The 23,407-nt window shown below is 69.7% G+C and carries 21 protein-coding genes; 14 read left to right on the top strand and 7 right to left on the bottom strand.

Annotated features, from left to right (window positions below; genetic code table 11):
- Positions 1-288: 288 nt before the first annotated feature.
- From AC1RL8_RS14870 to AC1RL8_RS14890, 5 genes are all read right to left on the bottom strand, one after another.
- On the bottom strand, positions 289-909 hold the full coding sequence (locus AC1RL8_RS14870) for a response regulator transcription factor (RefSeq protein WP_056572153.1): 621 nt from the start codon (positions 907-909) through the stop codon (positions 289-291).
- Positions 906-3,098 carry an ATP-binding protein gene (locus AC1RL8_RS14875; RefSeq protein WP_492684655.1) on the bottom strand — a complete coding sequence of 731 codons (2,193 nt, stop codon included), beginning with the start codon at positions 3,096-3,098 and terminating at the stop codon, positions 906-908. Before AC1RL8_RS14875 ends, AC1RL8_RS14870 begins: the two co-directional genes overlap by 4 nt.
- 71 nt (positions 3,099-3,169) lie before the next feature.
- Positions 3,170-4,471, bottom strand: coding sequence for a hypothetical protein (locus AC1RL8_RS14880; protein WP_492684656.1), 1,302 nt, complete (start codon positions 4,469-4,471; stop codon positions 3,170-3,172).
- A gap of 25 nt (positions 4,472-4,496) precedes the next feature.
- Positions 4,497-5,036 carry a hypothetical protein gene (locus AC1RL8_RS14885; protein WP_070062213.1) on the bottom strand — a complete coding sequence of 180 codons (540 nt, stop codon included), beginning with the start codon at positions 5,034-5,036 and terminating at the stop codon, positions 4,497-4,499.
- Positions 5,037-5,133: 97 nt separating this feature from the next.
- Positions 5,134-5,694 (bottom strand): DUF3455 domain-containing protein, encoded by a 561-nt coding sequence (locus tag AC1RL8_RS14890; RefSeq protein ID WP_492684657.1) that lies wholly within the window; start codon positions 5,692-5,694, stop codon positions 5,134-5,136.
- A 190-nt stretch (positions 5,695-5,884) separates the two neighbouring features.
- On the opposite strand from AC1RL8_RS14890, the gene AC1RL8_RS14895 reads away from it, so the two are divergent.
- Genes AC1RL8_RS14895 through AC1RL8_RS14905 form a run of 3 tightly spaced genes read left to right on the top strand, consistent with a single transcriptional unit; the run spans position 5,885 to position 8,034 of the window.
- Positions 5,885-6,460, top strand: coding sequence for an RNA polymerase sigma factor (locus tag AC1RL8_RS14895; protein WP_235944176.1), 576 nt, complete (start codon positions 5,885-5,887; stop codon positions 6,458-6,460).
- Between the two features lie 16 nt (positions 6,461-6,476).
- Positions 6,477-7,229, top strand: a complete 753-nt coding sequence (locus AC1RL8_RS14900) for an anti-sigma factor (protein WP_139702398.1) — start codon at positions 6,477-6,479, stop codon at positions 7,227-7,229.
- A 46-nt stretch (positions 7,230-7,275) separates the two neighbouring features.
- The gene (locus AC1RL8_RS14905; protein WP_492684658.1) at positions 7,276-8,034 is read left to right on the top strand and encodes an SGNH/GDSL hydrolase family protein; all 759 of its coding nucleotides are present in this window, start codon (positions 7,276-7,278) and stop codon (positions 8,032-8,034) included.
- 125 nt (positions 8,035-8,159) lie between these two features.
- Here the strand turns inward: AC1RL8_RS14905 and opgC are convergent, their stop codons facing one another.
- Positions 8,160-9,302, bottom strand: a complete 1,143-nt coding sequence (opgC, locus tag AC1RL8_RS14910) for an OpgC domain-containing protein (RefSeq protein WP_062474337.1) — start codon at positions 9,300-9,302, stop codon at positions 8,160-8,162.
- A 183-nt stretch (positions 9,303-9,485) separates the two neighbouring features.
- Between opgC and AC1RL8_RS14915 the strand changes: the two genes are divergently transcribed.
- From AC1RL8_RS14915 to AC1RL8_RS14950, 8 genes are all read left to right on the top strand, one after another.
- Positions 9,486-15,476: an alpha-2-macroglobulin family protein gene (locus tag AC1RL8_RS14915; protein ID WP_492684875.1), complete on the top strand. Its 5,991-nt coding sequence runs from the start codon at positions 9,486-9,488 to the stop codon at positions 15,474-15,476.
- A gap of 88 nt (positions 15,477-15,564) precedes the next feature.
- Positions 15,565-16,209 (top strand): putative DNA-mimic protein, encoded by a 645-nt coding sequence (locus tag AC1RL8_RS14920; RefSeq protein ID WP_492684659.1) that lies wholly within the window; start codon positions 15,565-15,567, stop codon positions 16,207-16,209.
- Positions 16,210-16,250: 41 nt separating this feature from the next.
- On the top strand, positions 16,251-16,763 hold the full coding sequence (locus AC1RL8_RS14925; protein ID WP_492684660.1) for a phosphatase domain-containing putative toxin: 513 nt from the start codon (positions 16,251-16,253) through the stop codon (positions 16,761-16,763).
- A complete protein-coding gene (locus AC1RL8_RS14930; RefSeq protein WP_492684661.1) occupies positions 16,760-17,602 on the top strand; it encodes a hypothetical protein in 843 nt (280 codons plus the stop codon). Before AC1RL8_RS14925 ends, AC1RL8_RS14930 begins: the two co-directional genes overlap by 4 nt.
- Positions 17,603-17,621: 19 nt before the next feature.
- Complete coding sequence (locus AC1RL8_RS14935) at positions 17,622-17,969, top strand: NIPSNAP family protein (protein ID WP_492684662.1); 348 nt, start codon at positions 17,622-17,624, stop codon at positions 17,967-17,969.
- Between the two features lie 75 nt (positions 17,970-18,044).
- Positions 18,045-18,410, top strand: coding sequence for a nuclear transport factor 2 family protein (locus AC1RL8_RS14940; RefSeq protein WP_070062203.1), 366 nt, complete (start codon positions 18,045-18,047; stop codon positions 18,408-18,410).
- 112 nt (positions 18,411-18,522) lie between these two features.
- Positions 18,523-18,813, top strand: coding sequence for a DUF2277 domain-containing protein (locus AC1RL8_RS14945; RefSeq protein WP_492684663.1), 291 nt, complete (start codon positions 18,523-18,525; stop codon positions 18,811-18,813).
- A gap of 66 nt (positions 18,814-18,879) precedes the next feature.
- Positions 18,880-19,506, top strand: a complete 627-nt coding sequence (locus tag AC1RL8_RS14950; protein ID WP_492684664.1) for a LysE family translocator — start codon at positions 18,880-18,882, stop codon at positions 19,504-19,506.
- An 87-nt stretch (positions 19,507-19,593) separates the two neighbouring features.
- On the opposite strand, the gene AC1RL8_RS14955 is transcribed toward AC1RL8_RS14950, so the two are convergent.
- Entirely contained in the window at positions 19,594-19,800 is a 207-nt protein-coding gene (locus tag AC1RL8_RS14955) for a hypothetical protein (RefSeq protein WP_062474353.1), read from the bottom strand.
- Positions 19,801-19,983: 183 nt separating this feature from the next.
- Here AC1RL8_RS14955 and AC1RL8_RS14960 point away from each other — a divergent pair, with 183 nt between their 5' ends.
- The 3 genes from AC1RL8_RS14960 to AC1RL8_RS14970 all read left to right on the top strand — a co-directional run bounded on the left by AC1RL8_RS14960 (position 19,984) and on the right by AC1RL8_RS14970 (position 23,352).
- Positions 19,984-20,430, top strand: a complete 447-nt coding sequence (locus AC1RL8_RS14960) for a helix-turn-helix transcriptional regulator (RefSeq protein WP_492684665.1) — start codon at positions 19,984-19,986, stop codon at positions 20,428-20,430.
- A 31-nt stretch (positions 20,431-20,461) separates the two neighbouring features.
- Complete coding sequence (locus AC1RL8_RS14965; RefSeq protein WP_095949610.1) at positions 20,462-20,872, top strand: VOC family protein; 411 nt, start codon at positions 20,462-20,464, stop codon at positions 20,870-20,872.
- An 86-nt stretch (positions 20,873-20,958) separates the two neighbouring features.
- Positions 20,959-23,352, top strand: a complete 2,394-nt coding sequence (locus AC1RL8_RS14970; RefSeq protein ID WP_492684666.1) for an ATP-binding cassette domain-containing protein — start codon at positions 20,959-20,961, stop codon at positions 23,350-23,352.
- Positions 23,353-23,407: the final 55 nt, after the last annotated feature.

Genomic DNA, 23,407 nt, shown 5'->3' on the forward strand with positions numbered 1-23,407 from the left:
TAAGTTCTAGCCAGAGGTTGGGGCGCCTTCAGGGCGACGCTCCCGCCGACGGGGCGCCTTGCTCCGCGAATGTCCCCCGGGCTTCGCCCTCCTCCTTGATTTCGCTGCGCAAGGCACCCCATCGGCGTGAGCGTGTTCAGTGCAGTCGTTGATCGGCCGCACACCGCCGCCGCTTCCCGTGCCCAGGGCACTGGGTGCTTCCCGCAGCGAAATCAAGGAGGAGCCGAAGGCGGGGGACATTCGCGGAGGGAAGTACCCGGTGGCCTGGGCACGCGCCCCGAACGGCCCCTACAGCCCGTGCTCGCGCAGGAAGCGGTCCAGTTCCAGGCTGCTCGAAAAGCCCAGCTTCGCGAACATGTGCGCCCGGTGCGTTTCCACCGTGCGCAGCTCCAGCGGCGCCAGTTCCTGCGCGATGCGCTTGTTGGGCAGGCCTTCGGCCACGAGCCGGGCGACCTGCATCTCGCGCGGCGTGAGCTTGGCCCACAGCGCCTGCGCGGCCTGCCGGGCCTGGCGGCGCACGGCGATCTCTTCGGCTTTCTGCAACGCCTTGGCGATGCTGTCGAGCAGGCGCTCGTCGTTGCAGGGCTTTTCCAGCCAGCCGAAGGCGCCGTTCTGCACCGCCTCGACCGCCATCGGGATGTCGCCGTGCCCGGACAGAAAGATCACGACCAGCGGGCTGTCCTGCGCGCGCAGCGCGTCGAACACCTGCAGGCCGCTCATGCCCTCCATGCGCAGGTCGAGGATGGCGCAGCCCGGGCGCTGCAGGTCTGCGCCGGCCAGGAAGGCCTCGCCCGAGGCAAAGGCCTGCACCGCATGGCCGCGCGACAGCAGCAGCAGGCCCAGGGAGCGGCGCACGGCCTCGTCGTCGTCGACGACGCACAGGTGGTTGGCAAGCAGGGGTGCGTTCACGGGGAAGCCTCCAGTTCGAGGGTGAAGACCGTGCCGCCGCCAGGCCGGTCGGCGAACGACAAGCGGCCGCGGTGGGCCTCCACGATGGTGCGGCAGATGTTCAGGCCCAGCCCGAGGCCGCCGGCCTTGGTGGTGAAGAAGGGCGCGAAGACCTGCTCGGCCAGCGCGGCGTCGATGCCGGGGCCGTGGTCGGCGATGCGGATGTGCACGCGACCTTCGCGCAGCTCGGCCTCGACCTCGACCACGCGCCGCTCGGGCGGCGTGCCCTGCTGCATCGCCTGCAGGCTGTTGGACAGCAGGTTCAGCAGCACCTGCTCGAGCAGCACGCGGTCGCCGCGCACCGGCGGCAGCGCGGGCGGAATGCGCACCTCGGCGCGCACCTGCCGCTGGCGCATCTCGCCCTGCAGCAGCGCCAGCGCATTGGTCACCAGCGCGGCCACGGCGCAGTCTTCAGTGCCGGCGGTGCGCTGGCGCACGAAGCCGCGGATGCGCCGCACGATCTCGGCGCTGCGTTTGGCCTGCGCCACGGTCTCGTCGAGGCTGCTGGCCAAGAGCGGCTGGTTGCCCTGCGCGGCGAAGGTCTTGGCGGCGCTGGCGAAGTTGCTCAACGCCATCAGCGGCTGATTGAGTTCGTGCGCCAGCGTGGAGGCCATCTCGCCCAGGCTGGCCAGGCGCTGCGCGTGCTGCAGCTGCTCGTCGTTCTGGCGCTGGCGCAGCTCGGCGCGCTTCTGCTCGGTGATGTCGACCACCGAGCTCATCCAGCCGCTGTGGCGGCCGTCGGCGTCGATGAGCCGCGCGGTGTAGACCATGGTGATGACCTCGTGCCCGTCGCGGTGCCGCAGGCGCGACTCGAAGCCCGAGCGCGCGGGCTGCCCGCTCATCATGGCCTCGTAGTGGAACCAGTGCTGCGTCACGTCGTCGGGGTGCCAGTAGGGGTACGGCGGCAGCCGCCCCAGCAGCTCGTCGGCGCCGTAGCCGGTCATCTCACAGAAGGCCGGGTTGACGTAGATGATGCGGCCCTGCAGGTCGCGCGCACGCATGCCGACCAGCAGCGAGTCTTCCATCGCCTTGCGGAAGGCGTGGGCCTGGTCCAGCTCGTGGGTGCGCTCGCGCACGCGCAGCTCCAGGTCGCGCCGCGCATCGCGCTGCTCGGCGAAGCGGCGCTCGCGCAGCCGCCAGTACAGCGCGCCCAGCAGCAGCACGCCGGCGCCCAGCAGGCCGAGCATCCAGGTGCGCTCGCGCGCGCGGGTGACTTCGGCGTGGTCGGCCATCACCGTCAGGGTCCAGCCCAGGTCGGGCAAGGGCTCGTCCACCGCAAGAAAACGGCGCGCCTTGCCGCCGACCGTGGTGCGCACCAGGTAGCCCGGCGCGCCCTCGAGGTGCTCGACGCGCCAGGGCAGTGGCGCGAAGCGGGTGCGCGTGCCGTACTGCTGGTCGTGCTCGATGCCGGCTAGGTCGGCGGGGCTCAGCGCCCGCGTGGCCTGGTACATCCAGCCCGGCACCGAGCTCAGGAACACGATGCCGCGCGCGTCGGTCAGCAGGATCGGATCGCGCACGAAAGCCCAGGCGTCGTGCAGCTGGCGCAGGCTGACCTTGACGGTGACCACGCCCAGCACCTCGCCGCCGCCCTCGGCGCGCACCGGCGCCGACATGAACAGCCCCGGCTCGCCCGTGGTCTGGCCCACGCCGTAGAACAGGCCGCGCCGCCCGGCCCGCGCGTCGAGAAAGTACGGCCGGTTGGCGTACGACTCGCCCACGAAGCTCTGCGGCGTGGCCCAGTTGCTCGCCGCCAGCGTGAGGCCCTGCGGGTCGGTGAGGTACAGCGCGTCGGAGCCCGCGAGGCGGTTCACTTCCTCGATGTGGTGGTTGGCGCGCTGCCGCGCGGCGGGGTCCTGCGGGTGGGCCAGCACGGCCAGCACGTCGGGGTGCATGCCGGCGGTGAACGGCAGGTAGCCGTACTTGCCGGCGGCGTCGCGCAGGCCGAGCACGTGCACTTCCATGGCGCGGCGGATCGAGTCGGCCTGGAAGTTCGCCTCGCGCCGCGCGGCCCACTGGCCGGCCACGGCGATCAGCAGCAACGCCAGCGCCACGGCGCCCGCCCAGGCCACCAGCGCGCGGCGGCGGGAACGCGCCGGCGATGCAGAAGAAGAGGAAGCAGGAAGGGACGGTTCGGGCGAAAGGGGCGGCATGGGAGGCAGGTCCGCAGGTCCGGCCGGCGCGGCGTGCGGAATTTTGCCCTGATCCGCGGGCCGGCCCCCTCTCAGGCCGCCGGCCGCAGCAGCCAGCGCACTTCCTGCGTCTGCTCGCTCTCGGGGTAGCGGGCCTCGAGCGTGGTCAGGATCGGCTGCGCCATGTCCGTGCGGCCCAGCCCCTGCACCAGCGCGCGGGCCGCGAGTTCGTAGGCCTGCGGGATCGCCGCGTGGCCGCGGAAGCGCTTGTCGAAGCCCGACAGCAGCGCCAGCGTGCCGTGGGCGTCACCGCCGCGCCATTCGGCGCGGGCCATCGCGATGACCATGGCCGGGTCGTCGAGCACGAAGGTCTTGTCGATCGCGCGGCAGGCCTTGAAGACCTTCAGCGCGTCCGACGCGAGGTCGCGCCGCATCAAGAGCGGAATGAAGCGGCGCGCGTGGTCGAACAGCGTGTCCTTCTTCTCGGGCATGAGCGCCAGCACGCGGTGGTAGCGGCGCTGCGCGGCCAGGTCGTCGGCGTCGGCGGTGCGCTGCGCCTCGTAGGCAATGCCCAATGCGGCGGCCAGGTCGCCGTCGGTGATGCACTGCGCCACCTCGGCGTCGGTGCGCTGCGCGGCGATCTGCGCGGGCGTGCGGCGGTCGGCCGGCGCGCCGATGTCGGCGCCCGCGCCGGGCACGAGGTCGATGCCGAAGGCGTCGTGGTGCTGGTACATCACGTAGCCCAAGAGGCTCGCCATCACCCAGCCGAAGTAGATGAACGCGAAGTTGACGATCGGCAGCACGATGCGCCCGTCGAACACCGGCAGCACCATCGAGATCGCCACCTGCGCGCCCGTGCTCAGCAAAAACAGGAAGAAGCACAGCAGCGCATAAGGCCAGCCGATGGTGCGCATCGCGTCCATCACGTAGCCCGGGTTCATGGCCTGGAAGAAGCTGCCCGACTGCACCAGCACGATCACCGCCGCCGGGAAGGTGAAGGACATGATGAACAGCCCCACCGTGCCCAGCACCGGCTCGTACCACGCGAGCCAGCCGATGAGCATCGTCTGCACCAGCGAGATGGCGAAGAGCTTCCACGGCAGGTAGGTCCACTCGTCGCTCGATTCGCGCCCGAAGTCGGCCGAGTCGCGGATGCCGCGCGCGCCCAGCGCAATGACCTTGAAGCCGTAGCGGCTGGCCGCCAGGATGATGCCGACCTCGATGACGACGAAGGCCAACGCATCGGGCAGGAAGAACACGGCCTCGAACAGCAGGCTGCAGAACGACAGCACAAGGCCGTAGGCCAGCGGCCGCAGCTGGAGCGGAAAGGCGAAGAAGCTGTTGAGGCGGTGCCAGAACGGCGGGGGCGGCGGCAGAGAGTCGCGGTCGATCATGGCGGGGCCTGGGGTGCTGATGCGGCTACTTGCGGAAGAAGTCGCTCTGGCTCATCGCGCCCGCGCCGCCCAGGCGCACCACGGTGACGCCGTTGGAATGCACGAGGCGCATCTGGCCGAGTTCGCGCTCCAGACGCTGGGTGAAACTGCTCTTGTACTGCAGCACCGACTCGCCCATCTTCAGCACGCTGGTGCCCGTGACGGTGGCGCTCTTGCGGTCGGTGGCCACCTCGATGCTGTCGATGTGGTAGTCGTACTCGATGGTGAGGATGCCGCCCATGCGGTCGCCGACGGTGCGAAACAGCTCGATGTTTTCCTTCACCGTGTCGCAGGCTTCGTCGCGGTTCTGGGTGGTCTCGAGGGTGCGGCCCATGGCCGTGACCTTGCTCTCGATCACCGCCTTGCGGCTGAGTTGCTTGCAGATCGCCTCGGCGTCGCGCGAGTACACGGCGTGGGCGTCCTTCCGGTAGTAGTCGCGCACCATCGCCTCGTCGAGCTTGCGGCCGCCGACAAAGAAGAACCACGCGCCCACGCAGAGCGCGATCACGATCGCAATTTGCTTCATTCCCGCCCCCGCGCGCACGCGGTCCCGCTCCGTTTTGCGGCGCAGTATACGTTGCCGAATGTTTCCAAACGGCGGCGGGATGAGGGCGCTTAACGCGTCAGCTGGCGCGGTAGAAGATGTAGTCGGCCTGGTACTTCACGACCTGTTTCTGGCCCATGTTCGTGGCGCCGCAGGCGGCGGCGGGGGCCACGCCGCCCTGCGTGGCCACGCGCTGGATGTAGCTCACGCCCTGCATGGCGCCCATGCCGGTGGCGGGGTTGGCCTTCACCAATTGGTGGGGAATGTTGCCGGTGCCGTTCGGCGCCACCGCCACCTGCGTGGCCGTCACCTTCGAGCCGTCCGCGTTCTCCCAGGTGGCGGGCGGGCCGTAGTACTTGCCGACCTGCTTGCCGGCGCGGTCCATCAGTTTGGCGTCGGGGCCGACGAAGACCCATTCGTGCTCGCCCGGCGTGTTGGCCTTGGCACGGCATTCGTAGGTGATGTCGCCCGCGCCCACGGTTTCCATGGCCACGCGGTGGCCGGCGGGCACCTTCACGGCATCGGGCAGGCTGGCCTGCGAGAACATCGGCAGGGGCTTGGCGCCCATGCCGGAACAGGCGGCCAGGCCAAGCGCCGCTGCGGTGGTGGAAGCCAGGACGGTCAGGGTGCGGATGTGCATGGTCGTTTCCTCGGTGTCTGTTTGATCGGTGGTGAAAGAGAAAGAGCCGCCGTCTGGAGTTCTGCATCTCGACGCCCCCTGCCCCGTGTACGCAGCCCGGCGGCCAATGGATTCAGGCGGACCGCGCTGAATCCGCCGCCCCCGCCGGGCCGTACCTCGGACATGCGCACCGATGCCCCACAATCCGCCGATGACCGCACCCAGCCCCGACGCCGAACTGATGGCGCTGATCGACCGGATCGGCCATCGCGACGAAGCCGCCCTGCGACAGCTGTACGACCGCACCGCGCCCCGCCTCATGGGGCTGGCGATGCGGGTGGTGCGCCAGCGCGAGTGGGCCGAAGACGTGCTGCAGGAGTCCTTCCTCACCATCTGGCGCGTGGCCGGCGACTACCGCGCCTCGCTGAGTCCGCCGCTGGCCTGGCTGGGGCTCATCGTGCGCAGCCGCTCGCTCGACCTGCTGCGCCGCCGCACCGCCGACCGCGCCCAGCTCACGCAGGAGTTCGACGAGCTGATGGCCGACACCTTCGAATCCGACACGCCCAACCCGGCCGACATGGCCGATGCGAGCGAGCAGGCCTGGGCGCTGCACCAGTGCCTGAGCCAGCTCGAGGGCCGCCAGCGCGAGGTGGTCAGCCTGGCCTACCTGCGCGAGATGAGCCACGGCGAGCTGGCCGAACAGCTCAAGCTGCCGCTGGGCACCGTGAAGACCTGGATCCGGCGCGGGCTCGAGAAGCTGCGCACCTGCATGGGCCGCTTCGCCTGATCACGAGACCCGCCCCATGAACCTCCTTGCCCACCCCGAACTGCTCGAACTGCTGGCCGCCAGCCATGCGCTGGGCACGCTGCGCGGCGGCGCCCGCCGCCGCTTCGAAACCCTGGCGCGCGAACAGGCGCCCGTGCGCGCCGCCGCGCTGGTCTGGCAGGGCCGGCTGGCCGGCATGACCGAGCTGCAGCAGCCCGTCGCGCCCGACCCGGCCGTCTGGACCCGCATCCGCAACCTGATCGACGCCGAGCAGGCGCAGCAGGCCCTCGAGCGGCAGCGCGACAACGCCGCGCCCATTGCCTCTGCATCGACCGGCGGCTGGCTGCGCAGCCTTGCGCTGTGGCGCGGCGCCGCCGCGGCCGGCGCGCTCGTGGCCGTGCTGGCCGTGGGCGTGGGCCTGAACCTGCGCGAGCAGCTGGTCAACGCGCCCGCCGTGCAGTACGTGGCCGTGCTGTCCGACGACAAGGCTGCCGCCTCCATGCTCGTGACCTTCGACCCGAAGAAGAAGCAGCTCGTGCTGCAGCGCGTGGGCAGCTTCCGCGAAGGCGCCGACAAGTCGCTGCAGCTGTGGGCCCTGCCGCCCGGCGGCGCGCCGCGCTCGCTCGGCGTGCTGGACAATGCACCGGCGCTGCGGCTGGCCGCCTCGGAATCCGATGTGCGCGTGCCGGCGCTGGCGATCAGCCTGGAGCCCAAGGGCGGCGTGCCGAGCGCGGGCGGCCCGACCGGGCCGGTGCTGTTCCATGGCCCGCTGATCGAAAAAACGCTCTGACCCTGTCCTGAATTTCTCCGCTTCCGTTCTCTTTCCGATGCCTTCGATGAAATCCGCGCTGGCGGCCACCGCCGCCCTGCTGCTGGCAACCGCCGCCTTCACCGCCCAGGCCCAGACCGCGGCCGCCGCCTTCCCCTACGAAGCCGACGGCGCCACGGCCGCCGACACCACCTCCGCCTACCTCGCCGCCAAGGCCCGCTGGCACAACGAACTGGCCGCCTTCGCGCGTGCCGACCAGGAGCGCTTTCCGGCGCCGGGCGGCGTGGTGTTCGTAGGCAGCTCCACGGTGCGCATGTGGACGCGCCTGTCGCAGGACTTTTCCCGCGTGCCGGGCGGCATCGTCAACCGCGGCTTCGGCGGCTCGACGCTGGCCGACTGCGCCCTGTTCGCGCGCGACCTCGTGGTGCGCTACAAGCCCCGGCAGGTGGTGCTCTACGCGGGCGACAACGACCTGGCCGAAGGCCGCACGCCGCTGCAGGTGCTCGACAGCTTCGCGCGCTTTGCCAACGCGGTGCGCGCCGAGCTGCCCGATGTGCGCATCAGCTTCATCTCGGTCAAGCCCAGCCCGTCGCGCGAGCAGCTCATGCCGCAGATCCGCGAGACCAACCACGTGATCTCGGCCTACCTGAACCTGCTGCCCAACAGCGAGTACATCGACATCCACACGCCGATGCTCGGCGCGGATGGCCGCCCGCGCCCCGAGCTGTTCCGCGGCGACCGGCTGCACCTGACGGACGAGGGCTACCGGCTGTGGCAGTCGGTGGTGGCGCCGCATCTTCCGATGCCGCCTGCGGTACAGCCCTGAGCCGACAGCCGACGCGATTCATTCGCGAGACACCGCGGAACCGGCTTTGCCGGGCCGCAGGTGTCGCCCCCGGTAGGGGGTAGGAGAAGCGACACGAAGTGCGCGAAGCCTGGGGGCGAGTTCTTTCACGCCGGCGCAGGCTCCGAAGGCACATCGTCCGCCGGCGGCGGCACGTCGGCGCCGCGTGTGAAGCGCGCCACGAAGTACATCCCCGCGAACACCGCCGCCAGCAGCAGGCCGTCGCCCCACCAGGGCCGCGCCATCTGGTTGTCGCCGTAGAAGGCCAGCACCAGCAGCACCGCCACGAGGTGCGCGCAGAACACCGGCAGCGAGGCCGAGCCCATGGCCTCGAGCCAGTGCAGGCGCGGGATCTTGCGCATGAGCCAGGGCCCGAAGCGCACCGCCAGGATGCCCAGCGCCACCAGGTTCACGATCCGCAGCGGGCCGAGCTGCCACTTGTCGAACAGCAGGTTCATTTCCACATCGCCGCCGAATGGTGCCTGGCCGTTGATGCCGGTGTGGCGCCAGTAGAAGCCGTAGAGCGCAATGCCTGCCGCCAGCACGAGCAGCCAGGCCGGAAAGCGCAGCGGCCGGGCCTCGGGCGCGTTGCGGCTGGCGCCCAGGCACAGGCCCGCGAACCACAGAAACTGCCAGGCGTAGGTGTTGAAGGCGCCCATCTCGTGGAACGGCACCGGCACGCCGAGGTAGCGCACCGCCAGCCCGTAGACCCATTCGCTGAGCCCGAACTGCGCCATCGCCCAGACCGTGGCGCTGGCCACCATCACGAGCGTCCAGCCGTGGCGCATGGCGAAGGCCAGTACCCAGGGGCTCATGAGCATGAAGAAGATGTACATCGGCAGGATGTCCAGCAGCGGCGGCTCGTAGATCAGCAGCAGCCCGAACAGGAAGCCGTCGCGCGGCTCGGCCAGGTAGTACGACACGAGGTTCTTGACCGCCGGCTGGTCGATGTGCACGCCGAGCGCGGCGATCACGGTGAACAAAAACAGCAGGATCGCCGCCTGGCACAGGTAGACCTTGAGCACGCGTCGCCAGAAGGCCTGGCGCATCGAGTCGACGCCGCGCACGTGGCCGATGCGGCTGTAGACCAGCCCCGCCACGAAGGCCGACAGCAGCACGAAGCCCTCGGCGGCCGACACGAAGCCGAAAGGCTGACCCAGCGGATCGGTCAGCCGCGTGGGCAGGTGGGTGACGGTCATCAGCACGAGCATCAGCCCGCGCAAGGCGTCTATTTCCCAGTAGCGTTTCATTCGGTCGGCGGCGAGGTCTTGGTGGCGGTCTGCGCAGCGCACGCACGACGTCAGCGATTGTAAGAAGACCGGCGTACGTCGACCGAACGCGGGCTTCAAACACGGACGGCCTATGACCCTTGGCACTCCCGGAGCGCCATGCAAATCGGCTACGCTGCGCGCTGCCTCAAGGTGGAGAACTCCGTGAACCGTTTCATTCCGACATTGCTACTGGCCGCCGGCGCACTCGCGGCGGGCCCGGGCCATGCACTTCAGATCACCAGCCTGACCCCACAGGGCGAAGTGGCGCGCGTGCGCCAGGTCGTCGCCAAATTCGATCAGGCGGCGGTCAACTTCGGCGACCCCAAGGCGCCCGCGCCGCTCACCGTGAGCTGCTCGGACGCGCAGGCCGGCAAGGGCACCGGCCGCTGGACCGACGCCAAGGCCTGGGTCTACGACTTCGAGAACGACCTGCCGCCCGGCGTGCGCTGCTCGGTCACCCGCGTTCCCACCTTCAAGCCGGCCGGCGGCGGCGAGCTGACCGGCCCCGAGCGCTATCAATTCAATAGCGGCGGCCCGTTCGTGCGCAACTACATGCCGGGCACCTACGCCCGCATCGACGAGCAGCAGATGTTCGTGCTCGAGCTCAACGGCGCGGCCACCATCGACAGCGTGCGCCAGAACGTCTGGTGCGCGGCCGACGGCGTCGGCGAACGCATTCCGGCCAAGCTGCTCGAGGGCGAGGCGCGCACCGAGCTGCTCAAGGCCTTCCACCGTGAGAAGGAAGCCGCGAAAGACCCGCTGCGCTTCATCACGATGCAGTGCAACCGCACGCTCACGCCGGGCGCCAAGGTGCAGGTCGTCTACGGCAAGGGCGTGGCCACGCCGTCGGGCGTCGCCAACAACGTGGAACGCCGTTTCGACTACCAGGTGCGCGAACCCTTCGCCGTGTCCTTCACCTGCGAGCGCGAGAACGCGCAGGCCGCCTGCCTGCCGCTGCGCCCGATGCAGCTGCAGTTCAATGCGCCGGTGACGCGCAAGGTGGCGTCGCAGATCGTGCTCAAGGGCGACGGCAAGACGATCAAGGCCACGCTCGAAAGCGGCGGCGGCTCACAGAACGACGACGACGTGGTCAACAGCGCGAGCTTCGGCCCGCCGCTGGCCGAGAGCACGCAGTTCAGCATCGAGCTGCCTTCCGGCTTCCAGGACGCCTCGGGCCGCCCGCTGGGCACGCCCGGCAGCTTTCCGCTGAAGGTGGCGACCGGCACGATGCCGCCGCTGGCCAAATTCGCGGCCTCGCCCTTCGGCGTGATCGAGCGCCTGGCCGAGCCCGGCACCCCGGCCATGATGCCGGTCACGGTGCGCCGCGTGGAGCCGCAGCTGATGGTGCAGGCGCTCACGCCCGGCAAGGTGAGCGACCTCAACCCCAAGACCGACGCCGAGATCATCGCGTGGTACCGCAAGGTGCGCCGCTACGACAGCTACACGGTCAGCCGCGACACCGCGCGCCGCGACGTGAAGGGCGCCCTGCCCCCGGTGATCGACAAGAACGAACGCTCGCACGTGCAGACGCGCATGGTGTCGCTGCTCGGCGGCCAGCCGGGCGTGAAGGCCCTGGACATGCCCAAGGCCGAGAGCGGCGACCCGCGCCCCTTCGAAGTCGTTGGCATCCCGCTGACGCCGGGTTTCCACGTGCTGGAGATCGCCTCGCAGAAACTCGGCGAAGCCCTGCTCGACGAACGCTACAACGCCGGGCGCACGATGTACGTGCGCACCACCGCGCTGGCCACCAACCTGGCCGTGCACTTCAAGCTGGGCCGCGAGAACTCGATGGCCTGGGTCACCACGCTCGACAAGGGCAAGGTGGTGGCGGGCGCCGAAGTGCGCGTGTCCAGCTGCGACGGCAAGGCCGTGGCCACCGGCACCACCGACGCCAGCGGCATCGTGATGCTCAACGGCGTGTCGCCCGATGCACCCAGCTGCAACGGCCCGAACGAGTACGAGACCAGCGCCTGGTTCGTGAGCGCGCGCGCCAAGGACGACAAGGGCGTGGAAGACCTCGCCTTCACCTGGAGCGACTGGCAGCGCGGCATCGAGCCCTGGCGCTTCAACGTGCCCACCAGCCTGGACGTGCGCCCCGACGGCATCGCCCACACCATCTTCGACCGCACGCTGCTGCGCGCCGGCGAGACGGTGTCGATGAAGAGCCTGCTGCGCACCCAGACCAGCAAGGGCTTCGGCCTGCCGGCAGACCGGCCCGACACGCTGGTCGTGACCCACATGGGCAGCGGCCAGCGCTTCACCCAGCCGCTGGCCTGGCGCAAGACCGCCACCGGCGGCCTGAGCGCCGAGAACAGCTTTGCCATTCCGCCGGCCGCCAAGCTCGGCGTGTATCAGGTCGAGCTGCGCAACGGCGACGGCACCAGCGACGAGGGCAACAACCGCACCTACTCGACCGGCATCTTCCGCGTCGAGGAGTTCCGCCTGCCGGTGCTCGAAGGCCGCATCGCGCCCACCGAGAAGAAGCCGCTGGTGGCCGCCACGAGCGTGCCCACCGACGTGCAGATCAATTACGTGGCCGGCGGCGGCGCCGCCAACCTGCCCGTGCGCGTGTCGGCCATGGTGCGCGGCAAGGGCCTGAGCTTTTCCGACTACGACGCCTTCAGCTTCAACCCGCCGCGCGCCGCCGGCGACGGCAGCGAAGCCGCCACCGCCGCCGACACCAGCGCCGGCGAGGAAGACCTCAACAGCGTGAACGACACCCGCGTGATCGCCGACAAGCTGCCGCTCACGCTGAACAAGGACGGCGCCGGCAAGGTCACGATCGACAAGGTGCCCAAGGTGAAGGCCGCGCGCGAGCTGCTGCTCGAAGCCACCTACGCCGACCCGAACGGCGAGGTGCAGACCATTCGCAGCACGCAGACGCTGTGGCCCGCGTCGGTCATCGCCGGCATCAAGACCGAGGGCTGGGTCTCGACCAGCCAGAAGCTCAAGTTCCAGGCGCTCGCGCTCGACCTCACGGGCAAGCCCCAGGCCGGCGTGACGCTCAACGTGCGTGCCGTGGCGCGCATCACCACCACCAGCCGCAAGCGCATGGTCGGCGGCTTCTACACCTACGACAACAAGACCGAAGCGAAGGACATCGGCACCGTCTGCTCCGGCAAGAGCGATTCGCGCGGCCTGCTGCTGTGCGAGTCGGAGCTGAAGGAGGCCGGCGAGGTCGAGCTGGTGGCCAGCGCCACCGACAGCGACGGCCGCAGCGCCAGCGCCGTGAGCTCGGTCTACGTGACCAAGCAGGGCGAACTGTGGTTCGGCGGCGAGGACAACGACCGCATCGACGTGCTACCCGAAAAGAAGAGCTACCAGCCCGGCGAGGTCGCCAAGTTCCAGGTGCGCAGCCCGTTCCGCTTTGCCACCGCGCTGGTGGCGGTGGAGCGCGAAGGCATCATCGAGACGCACGTGGTGCAGCTGGACGGCAAGGACCCGACGGTCAGCCTGCAGGTCAAGCCCGAGTGGGGCCCGAACGCCTACGTGAGCGTGCTCGCGCTGCGCGGGCGCCTGCGCGAAGTGCCGTGGTACAGCTTCTTCACCTGGGGCTTCAAGGCGCCGCGCGAGTGGTGGACGGCCTTCTGGTACGAAGGCAAGGAATACGTCGCGCCCACCGCCATGGTCGACCTGAGCAAGCCCGCCTACCGCCTGGGCATGGCCGAGATCCGCGTCGGCACGCGCGCGCACCAGATCGACGTGACCGTGACCAGCGACAAGCCCAGCTACCCGATCCGCAGCAAGGCGCAGGTCACCATCACCGCCAAGCTGCCTGACGGCAAGCCGGCCGCCGGCGCCGAAGTGGCGCTGGCCGCGGTCGACCAGGCGCTGCTGGAGCTCATGCCCAACGACAGCTGGAACCTGCTCAACGCGATGCTGCAGCGGCGCAGCTGGGGCGTGAGCACCTCCACCGCGCAGATGGAAATCGTCGGCCGGCGCCATTACGGGCGCAAGGCCGTGCCCGCGGGCGGCGGCGGCGGCAAGGGCCAGACGCGCGAACTGCTCGACACCCTGCTGGTGTGGAACCCGAAGATCGTGCTCGACGCCAACGGCCAGGCCGTGGTGACGGTGCCGCTGAACGACGCGCTCACCACCTTCAAGATCGTGGCCGTGGCCGATGCGGGCACCAGCCTGTTCGGCACCGGCCAGGCCAGCATCCAGGCCACGCAAGATTTGCAGATCATCAGCGGCCTGCCGCCGCTGGTGCGCGAGGACGACCAGTTCCGCGCGCAGATCACCTTGCGCAACACCACGCAGAAGCCGATGAAGGTGGAAGCCACACCGCGCGCCACGCTGCTCACGCTCGAGACGCAGACGGTCGACATCCCGGCCGGCGAATCGCGCGAGGTGGCCTGGAACGTGACCGCGCCCGCGCAGCTCGCGCAGACGCGCGCCGAAGCCATCCTGTGGGAGATCGAGGCCAAGGACACCGTCGGTGGCGCGCGCGACGCGCTCAAGGTGCGCCAGCGCATCGTGCCCGCCGTGCCGCTCACGGTGCAGCAGGCCACGCTGGTGCAGGTCGACGGGCCGTTCACGCTCGACGTGGCACCGCCCGCCGACGCCCTGCCCGGCCGCGGCGGCCTGAAGATGTCGCTGCAGCCCAAGCTGGCCGAAGGCCTGCCGGGCGTGCGCGACTGGTTCGCCAACTACCCCTTCAGCTGCCTCGAACAGAAGACCAGCAAGGCGGTCGGCCTGCGCGACGCGAAGATGTGGCAGGGCGTGCTGGCCACGCTGCCCACCTACCTGGACAGCGACGGCCTGGCCAGCTACTTCCCGCCGCGCGACGGCGAAGCCAACCGTGGCAGCGACATCCTCACGTCGTACCTGCTCGCGGCCACGCACGAAGCGGCGCAGCTCAACCCCGCCTTCGCGCTCGCCGACGACGCGCGCGCACCGATGGAGTCGGGCCTGATCGCGTTCGTCGAAGGCCGCGTCACGCGCGAGTTCTGGAGCCCGCGCAAGGACCTGGACGTGCGCAAGCTCGCCGCGCTCGAAGCGCTCTCGCGCTACGGCAAGGCCAAGGGCAGCATGCTCGGCAGCATCACCATCGCGCCGAACCAGTGGCCCACCAGCGCGGTGATCGACTGGGTCAACATCTTGAAGCGCGTGAACGACGTGCCGCAGCGCCAGCAGCGCCTGGACGAGGCCAACAACGTGCTGAAGGCGCGCCTGTCCTACCAGGGCACCAAGCTCATCTTCAGCACCGAGCAGGACGACTACTGGTGGTGGCTCATGACCAACGGCGACGTCAACACCGCGCGCCTGCTGCTCACGGTGATGGACGACCCGGCCTGGAAGGACGACATCGGCAAGCTCGCCAACGGCTTCATCGGCCGCCAGCAGAACGGCGCCTGGCACACCACCACCGCCAACCTGTGGGGCGGGCTGGCGCTGGAGAAGTTCAGCAAGGTGTTCGAGAGCACGCCGGTGGCCGGCGTCACCGCCGCCACGCTGGGCGCGGTGAAGGCGCAGGTCGACTGGAGCAAGGTGGAGCGCGTGAAGGCCAGCGACGCAACCGGCGCCCCGAACCAGACCACGATGTTCGGCGCGCCCGCCTCGCCGGGCAACCTGCGCAACAACACGATGTTCCTGCCCTGGTCCGCATCGCCCACGGGTGCGCCCGTGCGCGACACGCTGCTGGTCACGCAGCAGGGCACCGGCAAGCCGTGGCTCACGCTGCAGTCGCTGGCCGCCGTGCAGCTGAAGGCGCCGTTCGCGGCGGGCTATGCGCTGAAGAAGACCGTCACGCCGGTCGAGCAGGCCGTGGCCGGCAAGTACACGCGCGGCGACGTGCTGCGCGTGAGCATCGAGGTCAACGCCAGCACCGACATGACCTGGGTCGTGATCACCGACCCGGTCCCGGGCGGCGCCACCATCCTGGGCAGCGGCCTGGGCCGCGACTCGCAGATCGCCACGCAGGGCGAGAAGAAGAGCGGCGCCGGCTGGCCGGCGTTCGAGGAGCGCAGCTTCGAAGCCTTCCGCAGCTACTACGAGTACCTGCCCAAGGGCGTCGTGAAGATGGAATACACCGTGCGCCTGAACAACGTCGGCGACTTCGCGCTGCCGCCCAGCCGCGTGGAAGCGATGTACGCGCCCGAGATGTTCGGCGAGACGCCGAATGCGCGGGTGAAGGTGGAGGCGGCGAAGTAACGGGGCACCCAAAGGTGAAGGCGGGCCGTCATCCCGCCTTCACCGCGCCTCGTCACCATCGCGGCGAACCCACAACCTGGAGAACCCCATGGGCCTGGCCATTTGCGTCGGTATCCTCGCCGACCTGATCGAGAACGATCCCGAAGGCGCCGAACACTTCGAGGCAGATTTCGCCGCCGCGAACCGCAAGCTCGCCGAAGCCGGCCTGCCGGCGCACGTCGAGCCGCGCAGCCTGCCGCCGCTCGAATCCCGCGCGCCGCTGGACGGCCTGCCCTACTCGTTCATCCACTACCTGCGCCGCGCCTACGCGCACCGCGTGACGACGCCCGATTGGATCGCCACGCCCTTGCCGGAGGACGCCGACCCCACGGAAGACGAGACGCTCGAAGACGTGGCCGGCCTGTTCGAAAGCCACCTGCTGTGCCACTCCGACGCGGAAGGCTTCTACCTGCCGGTCGACTTCGACGAAGTGATCTTTGCCGGGGAAGACGAGACCGACCTGCCCGGCGGCATGCTCGGCTCGTCGTACCGCCTGCTCGAAGAACTGGTGCTGGTCGCCCCCGCGCTCGGCATCACGCTCTCGGACGGCGAGCTGTCGGACGAGGAAGCCGCGCGGCTCGCGGGCAGCATGGGCGAGGACGAAGGCCTCTACCGGGAGATCGAATCGTGGCTGCTGCTGTACGAATCGGCGCGGCTGAGCATCGCGCACAAGACGGCGATCGTTTTCACCTGAGGGCGATGCGGCTGATCGATCGGCTGTAAGGTCCGCAGACCATGTTCGAGACCACCATCCACTGGGTCCGCGACATACGGCCGCATCGGCTGGGCCTGATGGCACGCCCGCGCGGCGGCGACCTGCTGCGCGAGGAGGTGGCGTCCTGGCAGCGTGCATCGCTGGACATCGTGGTCTCCCTGCTCGAGGCCCAGGAAATCAGGGCCCTTGAACTCCGGGAAGAGCCTGCGCTGTGCGCCGAACATGGCATCGTGTTCCGGCATTTCCCGATTCCGGACCGAGGCCTGCCGGCATCGCAGCAGGACGCGGCGGCCTTCATTGCCGAACTGGGCGCCGAACTGGCGAGCGGAAAGGCCATCGCCATCCACTGCCGCGCAGGCATCGGCCGCACGGGCCTCATCGCGGGCAGCCTGCTGCACGGGCTCGGCGTTCCGCGCCAGAACATCTTTCACCTGCTGAGCCGCTCGCGGGGCGTCGACATGCCCGACACACCGGAACAGGCGGAATGGGTCGCGCAGTACATCCTCGGCACCCGCCGCCCGCCGCCCCCATGAAGAAGTCGATCCGCATCGGCCGCGCGCCAGTCGATCCACAGGCGCCGTCGGGAAGCGGGCACGACGGATCGCTCTCGTGCCCCAAGCCCTGGGACGCACTCGAAGCCACCGCCACGCCCGGCGTCCGGTATTGCAGCGACTGCGGCAAGAACGTGTTCCAGGTGGACACCACCGAAGAGGTGCGCGAGGCCGCCCTGCTGGAGCGCTGCGTCGCGGTCGCGGACGACAGCGCCCATGCCCGCGCACACGACAGCGCAACGAACACGCACGACACCCGCCCCATGACGCCTCGAGACCGCATTCACTTCGCCGGCAACCCGTGGCCCGAAGGCCATCCCATCAAGGAGTTCCGCTGGACCGCGTCCGTGAGGAACAACGAGGTGTGGTTCGACCTGCACCTGCGCAGCGAGGACTACGACGCCGAGCGCGAGATCGACGAGCCGGAAGACGAGGACATCGATTACCCCTCCGACTGGGACGCGCCCGGGGTCTGGACCAACTACCACCGCTGCACGCTGTCGTCGACCGCCTGGGGCGACGGCGGCGGCTTCGCGGTCTGCGCACTGCCCGACTTCAGCCTGGCGCGACTCGACGGGCTCGAGGTCAGCATCGACCTGCCGCCGCCCGACGACATGGAAGACAACGTCTTTCACATCTACCTGCTCGGACACGACGCCGCGGCCCACCACCGCATCCGCTTCGACCGCATCGCGGGCACCGACCGCTTCGACATCACGTGGACCGGAAAGATCGCGCTGGCCTATGCCGGCGACTGCGAATACAAGTACGACTTCAGCGCGCGGCTGCACGACGTCGAAGCACCGCGCATTCCCGCATGAACGCTGCCGTCCATTCCCCATGAAGCGCCTGCTCGAAATCCGCACCTACCGCCTCAAGCCCGGCACCCTCGACGACTTCCACCGCGCGATGCATGAACGCGCGGTGCCCATGCTGCGCAGCAAGGGCATGGACGTGGTGAGCTACGGCCGGTCGGACCACGAGGAAGAGAGCTACCACCTCGTGCGCGCCTACGCGAGCCGCGAGGCGCTGGAGGCCGAGCAGGCGGCGTTCTATGGTTCCACCGGATGGCGCGAGGGCCCGCGCAGCGCGCTGGTCGACCGCATCGAGACCTACCTGAACACACTGCTGTGGCTCTCGCCGGAGGGCGTCGACAGCCTGCGCGCGCTCAACGAACCAGCGCGTTGAACATCTGTCGACGACGCACGGTGCGCGGGCCTACACTGCGCCTCCCGTCATCCCCCCAACTCACTGGAGAAACGCATGAACACCCAGGAAATCGCCGCCAAGCTCGTGGCGCTGTGCAAAGCAGGGACATTCGATGAAGCCCAGGCGCTCTACGCGCCCGAGGCCGTCAGCGTCGAGGCCAGCGCGCCGCCCGGCATGTCGCGCGAGTCGGTGGGCCTGTCGGCCATCCGCGCCAAGGGTGAATGGTGGGTGGCCAACCACGAGGTGCACTCGTTCCAGGTGGCCGGCCCCTGGCCGCACGACGACCGCTTCATCGTGGGCTTTCGCTTCGACGTGACCATGAAGCCCACGGGCCAGCGCTTCACGATGGAAGAAATGGCGCTGTACACCGTCAAGGACGGCAAGATCGTGCGCGAAGAGTTCTTCTACGAAGGCAGCTGAACGGGGGCCCGGGCCTCCCGCAGGCCTTCCCCGGCGGGTGCTGCGCAAGAAAACGCGATTTCGCTAGACTGGCCGCGCGGCCCCTGCGCCGCGCCTGACCGGAGCATTCGCCATGTGCCGCAGCATCAAGACCCTCTACAACTTCGAGCCCCCTGCCACCGAGCAGGAGATCCGCGCCGCCGCCCTGCAGTTCGTGCGCAAGCTCAGCGGCTTCAGCGTGCCGTCGCGCGCCAACGAGCAGGCCTTCGAGCGCGCCGTGGACGAGGTGGCTGCCACGGCCGCGCGGCTGATCGAATCGCTGGTCACCACGGCCGAGCCGCGCGACCGTGCCATCGAGGCCGAGCGCGCCAAGGCGCGGTCCGCGCTGCGTTTCGGCGCACCGGCTTCGACCACGGACGCATGAAAAAGACTTCGTTCCCGCGCTGAACGGCGCACCGCCCTTCCCACACCACCAGGAGCATCCATCCCCATGCCCATCGAACTCTGGCTCGCCTTCGTCGCCGCTTCGGCGCTGCTGTTGATCATTCCGGGGCCGACCATCCTCACGGTGATCAGCTATTCGATGTCGCACGGCCGCCGTGCCAACCTGCCGCTGGTGGCTGCCGTGGCGCTGGGCGATTCGACCGCGCTCGTGGTGTCGCTGCTGGGCCTGGGCGCGCTGCTGGCCGCGTCGGCGTTCTGGTTCACGGTGGTGAAGTGGGTCGGCGGCCTGTACCTGCTGTACCTAGGCATCAAGCTGCTGCGCGCCGGCATCTCGTCCACCGAGACCGCCGCGCCGGCCGCACCGGCCTCGCGCTGGCGCCTGTTCGCCAACACCTACCTGGTGACGGCGTTGAACCCCAAGGGCATCGTGTTCTTCGTGGCCTTCCTGCCGCAGTTCATCCGCCCGGGCGCCGACGTGTCGCATCAGATGTGGGTGCTGGCCCTGACCTTCGTGGCGCTGGCCACGCTCAATGCCACGCTCTACGCGGTGTTCGCGAGTTCAGCCGGCCGGCTGCTCGCCTCGCCGCGCGCGCAGCGGCGCTTCCACCTGGCGGGCGGCTCGCTGCTGAGCGCGGCCGGCCTGTGGGCGCTGATGGCGCGCCGCGCTGCCTGAGCACATCCACACACGCACAAGAAAGAAAAAAGACCGCGGGGCTGCGTGCCTCGCGGTCTTTTTCTTTGGGGGCCTTCAGCCCCGGCGTCAGTAGCGGTAGGGGTTGTTCGGCCGGCGGTCGTAGCGATTGGGCACGCCGTCGTTGTCGCGGTCACGGTCGTAGCGGTTGGGCACGCCGTCACGGTCGCGGTCGTAGCCGTGGCCGCGCGGGGGCGGGCCCCGGTCGTAGGGTGCGACCACGCAACCAGCCAGGATGGCCGAAGCGGCCAGCAGAAGCGCGAGTGTTTTCGTCATGCGGAGTTCTCCTTGGGTGGGGCTGTACGGTCGGGCGCGCCTGCTGCGAGCCCGTACCGTATTGAAGCCCCGCTGCGTGCGCGTCGGGTTTCCAGATGCAGGCGCTTGTGTGAAGTTCGTTACCGGATGTGGAACCTTTGCCTGCGCTTGAGCACGCCGTAGCGACGTGGCACGATCCCGCCGATGACCGCCACGCTGCCCCAGCCCTCTCTGCCCGACCTCGCACGGCTGCGCCGCGTGCGCGACCGCATCGACCGCGAGCACGCACAGCCGCTGGACGTGGAGGCGCTCGCGCGCGACGTGAACATGTCGGCCGGGCACCTCAGCCGCCAGTTCCGCCTGGCCTATGGCGAGTCGCCCTACGCCTACCTGATGACGCGGCGCATCGAGCGCGCGATGGCGCTGCTGCGCCGGGGCGACCTGAGCGTGACCGAGGTCTGCTTCGAGGTCGGCTGCGCCTCGCTGGGCACCTTCACCACGCGCTTCACCGAGCTGGTCGGTGTGTCGCCCGGCGTCTACCGGCGCGAGGCGGCGCAGGCGACGGCGGGCATGCCGGCGTGCGTGGCCAAACAAGTGACGCGCCCGATCAGGAATCGAGAAGCGCGAAACCCCGCCTCGCACCTAGCATGACGGCCCGACACAACCACGGACCCTCGCCATCATGAATCTCAGCATCCATTCGAGCTTTCTTCCGCACACCGACGCGCAGGCCTCGCTGGCCTTCTACCGCGACACCCTGGGCTTCGAGGTGCGCAACGACGTCGCCTACGGCGGCATGCACTGGATCACGGTCGGCCCGGCCGGCCAGCCCGCCACCTCCATCGTGCTGTATCCGCCGGCCGCCACGCCCGGGCTCACCGACGACGAGCGCCGCACCATCGCCGAGATGATGGCCAAGGGCACCTTCGCCTCGCTGCTGCTGGCCACGCCCGACCTCGAAGGCACCTTCGAGCGCCTGCAGGCCCGCAGCACCGAGATCGTGCAGGAGCCCACCGACCAGCCCTACGGCGTGCGCGACTGCGCGGTGCGCGACCCGGCGGGCAACCTGATCCGCATCCAGCAGACACGCTGAGCCGGCCTCCGGCGCCGCAGCCCCCTGACCTCCTGCACGGGCGCCGCCGCCGTGGCGGCCCCGTGTCCCTTCCAGAGAAAGACCCGATGAGCAGCAAGGCCCCGAAGAAGGAAGCGAAAAACACGCAGAACAGGCACGCCGCCGACCACCACGACCTCATCCGCGTGCAGGGCGCGCGCGTGAACAACCTGAAGGACATCAGCGTCGAGCTGCCCAAGCGCCGGCTCACGGTGTTCACGGGGGTCTCGGGCTCGGGCAAGAGCTCGCTGGTGTTCGGCACCATCGCGGCCGAGTCGCAGCGGCTCATCAACGAAACCTACAGCGCCTTCGTGCAGGGCTTCATGCCGACGCTGGCGCGGCCCGAGGTCGACGTGCTCGACGGCCTGACCACCGCGATCATCGTGGACCAGGAGCGCATGGGCGGCGACCCGCGCTCCACCGTCGGCACCGCCACCGACGCCAACGCGATGCTGCGCATTCTCTTCAGCCGCCTGGGCAAGCCGCACATCGGCTCGCCCAGCGCCTTCGCCTTCAACGTGCCTTCGGTGAAAGCCACCGGCGCCATCACAGTGGAACGCGGCGCCGCCAAGACCGTGAAGCAGACCTTCAGCCGCACCGGCGGCATGTGCCCGCGCTGCGAGGGCCGGGGCGCGGTCACCGACTTCGACCTGAGCGCGTTCTACGACGGCAGCAAGTCGCTCAACGAAGGCGCGCTCACCATCCCGGGCTTCAGCATGGAAGGCTGGTACGGGCGCATCTTCAACGGCTGCGGCTTCTTCGACCCCGACAAGCCGATCCGCAAGTTCACCAAGAAGGAGCTCGACGCCCTGCTCCACAAGGAGCCGACCAAGATCAAGATCGACGGCATCAACCTCACCTACCAGGGCCTCATCCCGCAGGTGCAGAAGTCGTTCCTGGCCAAGGACGTCGAGGCGATGCAGCCGCACATCCGCGCCTTCGTGGAGCGGGCCGTGACCTTCACCACCTGCCCCGACTGCGGCGGCACGCGGCTGAGCGAAGCGGCACGCTCCTCGCGCATCAAGAAGCTCAACATCGCCGAGGCCTGTGCGATGCAGATCAGCGACCTCGCCACGTGGGTCGGCGGCCTGAACGAGCCTTCGGTGGCGCCGCTGCTGGCCAAGCTGGCGCACACGCTCGATTCCTTCGTCGAGATCGGCCTCGGGTATCTGAGTCTCGACCGCCCCTCGGGCACGCTCTCGGGCGGCGAAGCGCAGCGCGTGAAGATGATCCGCCACCTGGGCTCCTCGCTCACCGACGTGACCTACGTCTTCGACGAGCCCACCATCGGCCTGCACCCGCACGACATCCAGCGCATGAACGAGCTGCTGCTGCGCCTGCGCGACAAGGGCAACACGGTGCTGGTGGTGGAACACAAGCCCGAAGCCATCGCCATCGCCGACCACGTCGTCGACCTCGGCCCCGGCGCGGGCTCGGCGGGCGGCACGGTCTGCTTCGAGGGCAGCGTGGCAGCGCTGCGCACCAGCGGCACGCTCACGGGCCGGCACCTGGACGACCGGGCCGCGCTCAAGAAAAAGCTGCGCCAGCCCACCGGCGCGCTGCCGATCCGCGGCGCCAAAGCGCACAACCTGCGCAATGTCGACGTCGACATTCCGCTGGGCGTGCTGGTGGTCGTGACCGGCGTGGCGGGCTCGGGCAAGAGCTCGCTGGTGCACGGCTCGATCCCCGCCGGCGCGGGCGTGGTGGCGGTCGACCAGGGCGCCATCCGCGGCTCGCGGCGCAGCAACCCGGCCACCTACACCGGCCTGCTCGACCCGATCCGCAACGCCTTCGCCAAAGCCAACGGCGTGAAGCCTGCGCTGTTCAGCGCCAACTCCGAGGGCGCCTGCCCCACCTGCAACGGCGCGGGCGTGATCTACACCGACCTGGCGATGATGGCCGGCGTGGCCACCATTTGCGAGGAGTGCGAGGGCAAGCGCTTCCACGCCTCGGTGCTCGAACACCATTTCGGCGGGCGCGACATCAGCGAGGTGCTCGCGATGCCGGTGACCGAGGCCGCCGCCTTCTTCGGCGAAGGCCCGGCGCGCACGCCGGCCGCGCACGCCATCCTGCAACGGCTGGCCGACGTGGGCCTGGGCTACCTGAGCCTGGGCCAGCCGCTCACCACGCTGTCGGGCGGCGAGCGCCAGCGGCTCAAGCTGGCCACGCACATGGCCGAGAAAGGCGGCGTGTACGTGCTCGACGAACCGACCACCGGCCTGCACCTGGCCGACGTGGCACAACTGCTGGCCCTGCTCGACCGGCTGGTGGATGCGGGCAAGTCGGTCATCGTCATCGAGCACCACCAGGCGGTGATGGCGCACGCCGACTGGATCATCGACCTGGGCCCCGGCGCCGGCCACGACGGCGGGCGCGTGGTCTTCGAGGGCACGCCGGCCGACCTGGTCGCCAAGCGCGCCACGCTCACAGGACAGCATCTCGCGGCGTACGTGGGCCCCTGACGCGGCCGTGGGCGGGCCCCGCAAGGCATGGCGGAGAATGGGCCGTCTCCGCTTT

This window comes from Variovorax sp. GW822-FHT04E09 (assembly GCF_058800845.1).

Bases quoted from the DNA above. Each gene is read 5' to 3' on its own strand.
- AC1RL8_RS14875 (WP_492684655.1), bottom strand. From the start codon at position 3,098: ATGCCGCCCCTTTCGCCCGAACCGTCCCTTCCTGCTTCCTCTTCTTCT.
- AC1RL8_RS14880 (WP_492684656.1), bottom strand. From the start codon at position 4,471: ATGATCGACCGCGACTCTCTGCCGCCGCCCCCGCCGTTCTGGCACCGC.
- AC1RL8_RS14885 (WP_070062213.1), bottom strand. From the start codon at position 5,036: ATGAAGCAAATTGCGATCGTGATCGCGCTCTGCGTGGGCGCGTGGTTC.
- AC1RL8_RS14890 (WP_492684657.1), bottom strand. From the start codon at position 5,694: ATGCACATCCGCACCCTGACCGTCCTGGCTTCCACCACCGCAGCGGCG.
- AC1RL8_RS14895 (WP_235944176.1), top strand. From the start codon at position 5,885: ATGACCGCACCCAGCCCCGACGCCGAACTGATGGCGCTGATCGACCGG.
- AC1RL8_RS14900 (WP_139702398.1), top strand. From the start codon at position 6,477: ATGAACCTCCTTGCCCACCCCGAACTGCTCGAACTGCTGGCCGCCAGC.
- AC1RL8_RS14905 (WP_492684658.1), top strand. From the start codon at position 7,276: ATGAAATCCGCGCTGGCGGCCACCGCCGCCCTGCTGCTGGCAACCGCC.
- opgC (WP_062474337.1), bottom strand. From the start codon at position 9,302: ATGAAACGCTACTGGGAAATAGACGCCTTGCGCGGGCTGATGCTCGTG.
- AC1RL8_RS14920 (WP_492684659.1), top strand. From the start codon at position 15,565: ATGGGCCTGGCCATTTGCGTCGGTATCCTCGCCGACCTGATCGAGAAC.
- AC1RL8_RS14925 (WP_492684660.1), top strand. From the start codon at position 16,251: ATGTTCGAGACCACCATCCACTGGGTCCGCGACATACGGCCGCATCGG.
- AC1RL8_RS14930 (WP_492684661.1), top strand. From the start codon at position 16,760: ATGAAGAAGTCGATCCGCATCGGCCGCGCGCCAGTCGATCCACAGGCG.
- AC1RL8_RS14935 (WP_492684662.1), top strand. From the start codon at position 17,622: ATGAAGCGCCTGCTCGAAATCCGCACCTACCGCCTCAAGCCCGGCACC.
- AC1RL8_RS14940 (WP_070062203.1), top strand. From the start codon at position 18,045: ATGAACACCCAGGAAATCGCCGCCAAGCTCGTGGCGCTGTGCAAAGCA.
- AC1RL8_RS14945 (WP_492684663.1), top strand. From the start codon at position 18,523: ATGTGCCGCAGCATCAAGACCCTCTACAACTTCGAGCCCCCTGCCACC.
- AC1RL8_RS14950 (WP_492684664.1), top strand. From the start codon at position 18,880: ATGCCCATCGAACTCTGGCTCGCCTTCGTCGCCGCTTCGGCGCTGCTG.
- AC1RL8_RS14955 (WP_062474353.1), bottom strand. From the start codon at position 19,800: ATGACGAAAACACTCGCGCTTCTGCTGGCCGCTTCGGCCATCCTGGCT.
- AC1RL8_RS14960 (WP_492684665.1), top strand. From the start codon at position 19,984: ATGACCGCCACGCTGCCCCAGCCCTCTCTGCCCGACCTCGCACGGCTG.
- AC1RL8_RS14965 (WP_095949610.1), top strand. From the start codon at position 20,462: ATGAATCTCAGCATCCATTCGAGCTTTCTTCCGCACACCGACGCGCAG.
- AC1RL8_RS14970 (WP_492684666.1), top strand. From the start codon at position 20,959: ATGAGCAGCAAGGCCCCGAAGAAGGAAGCGAAAAACACGCAGAACAGG.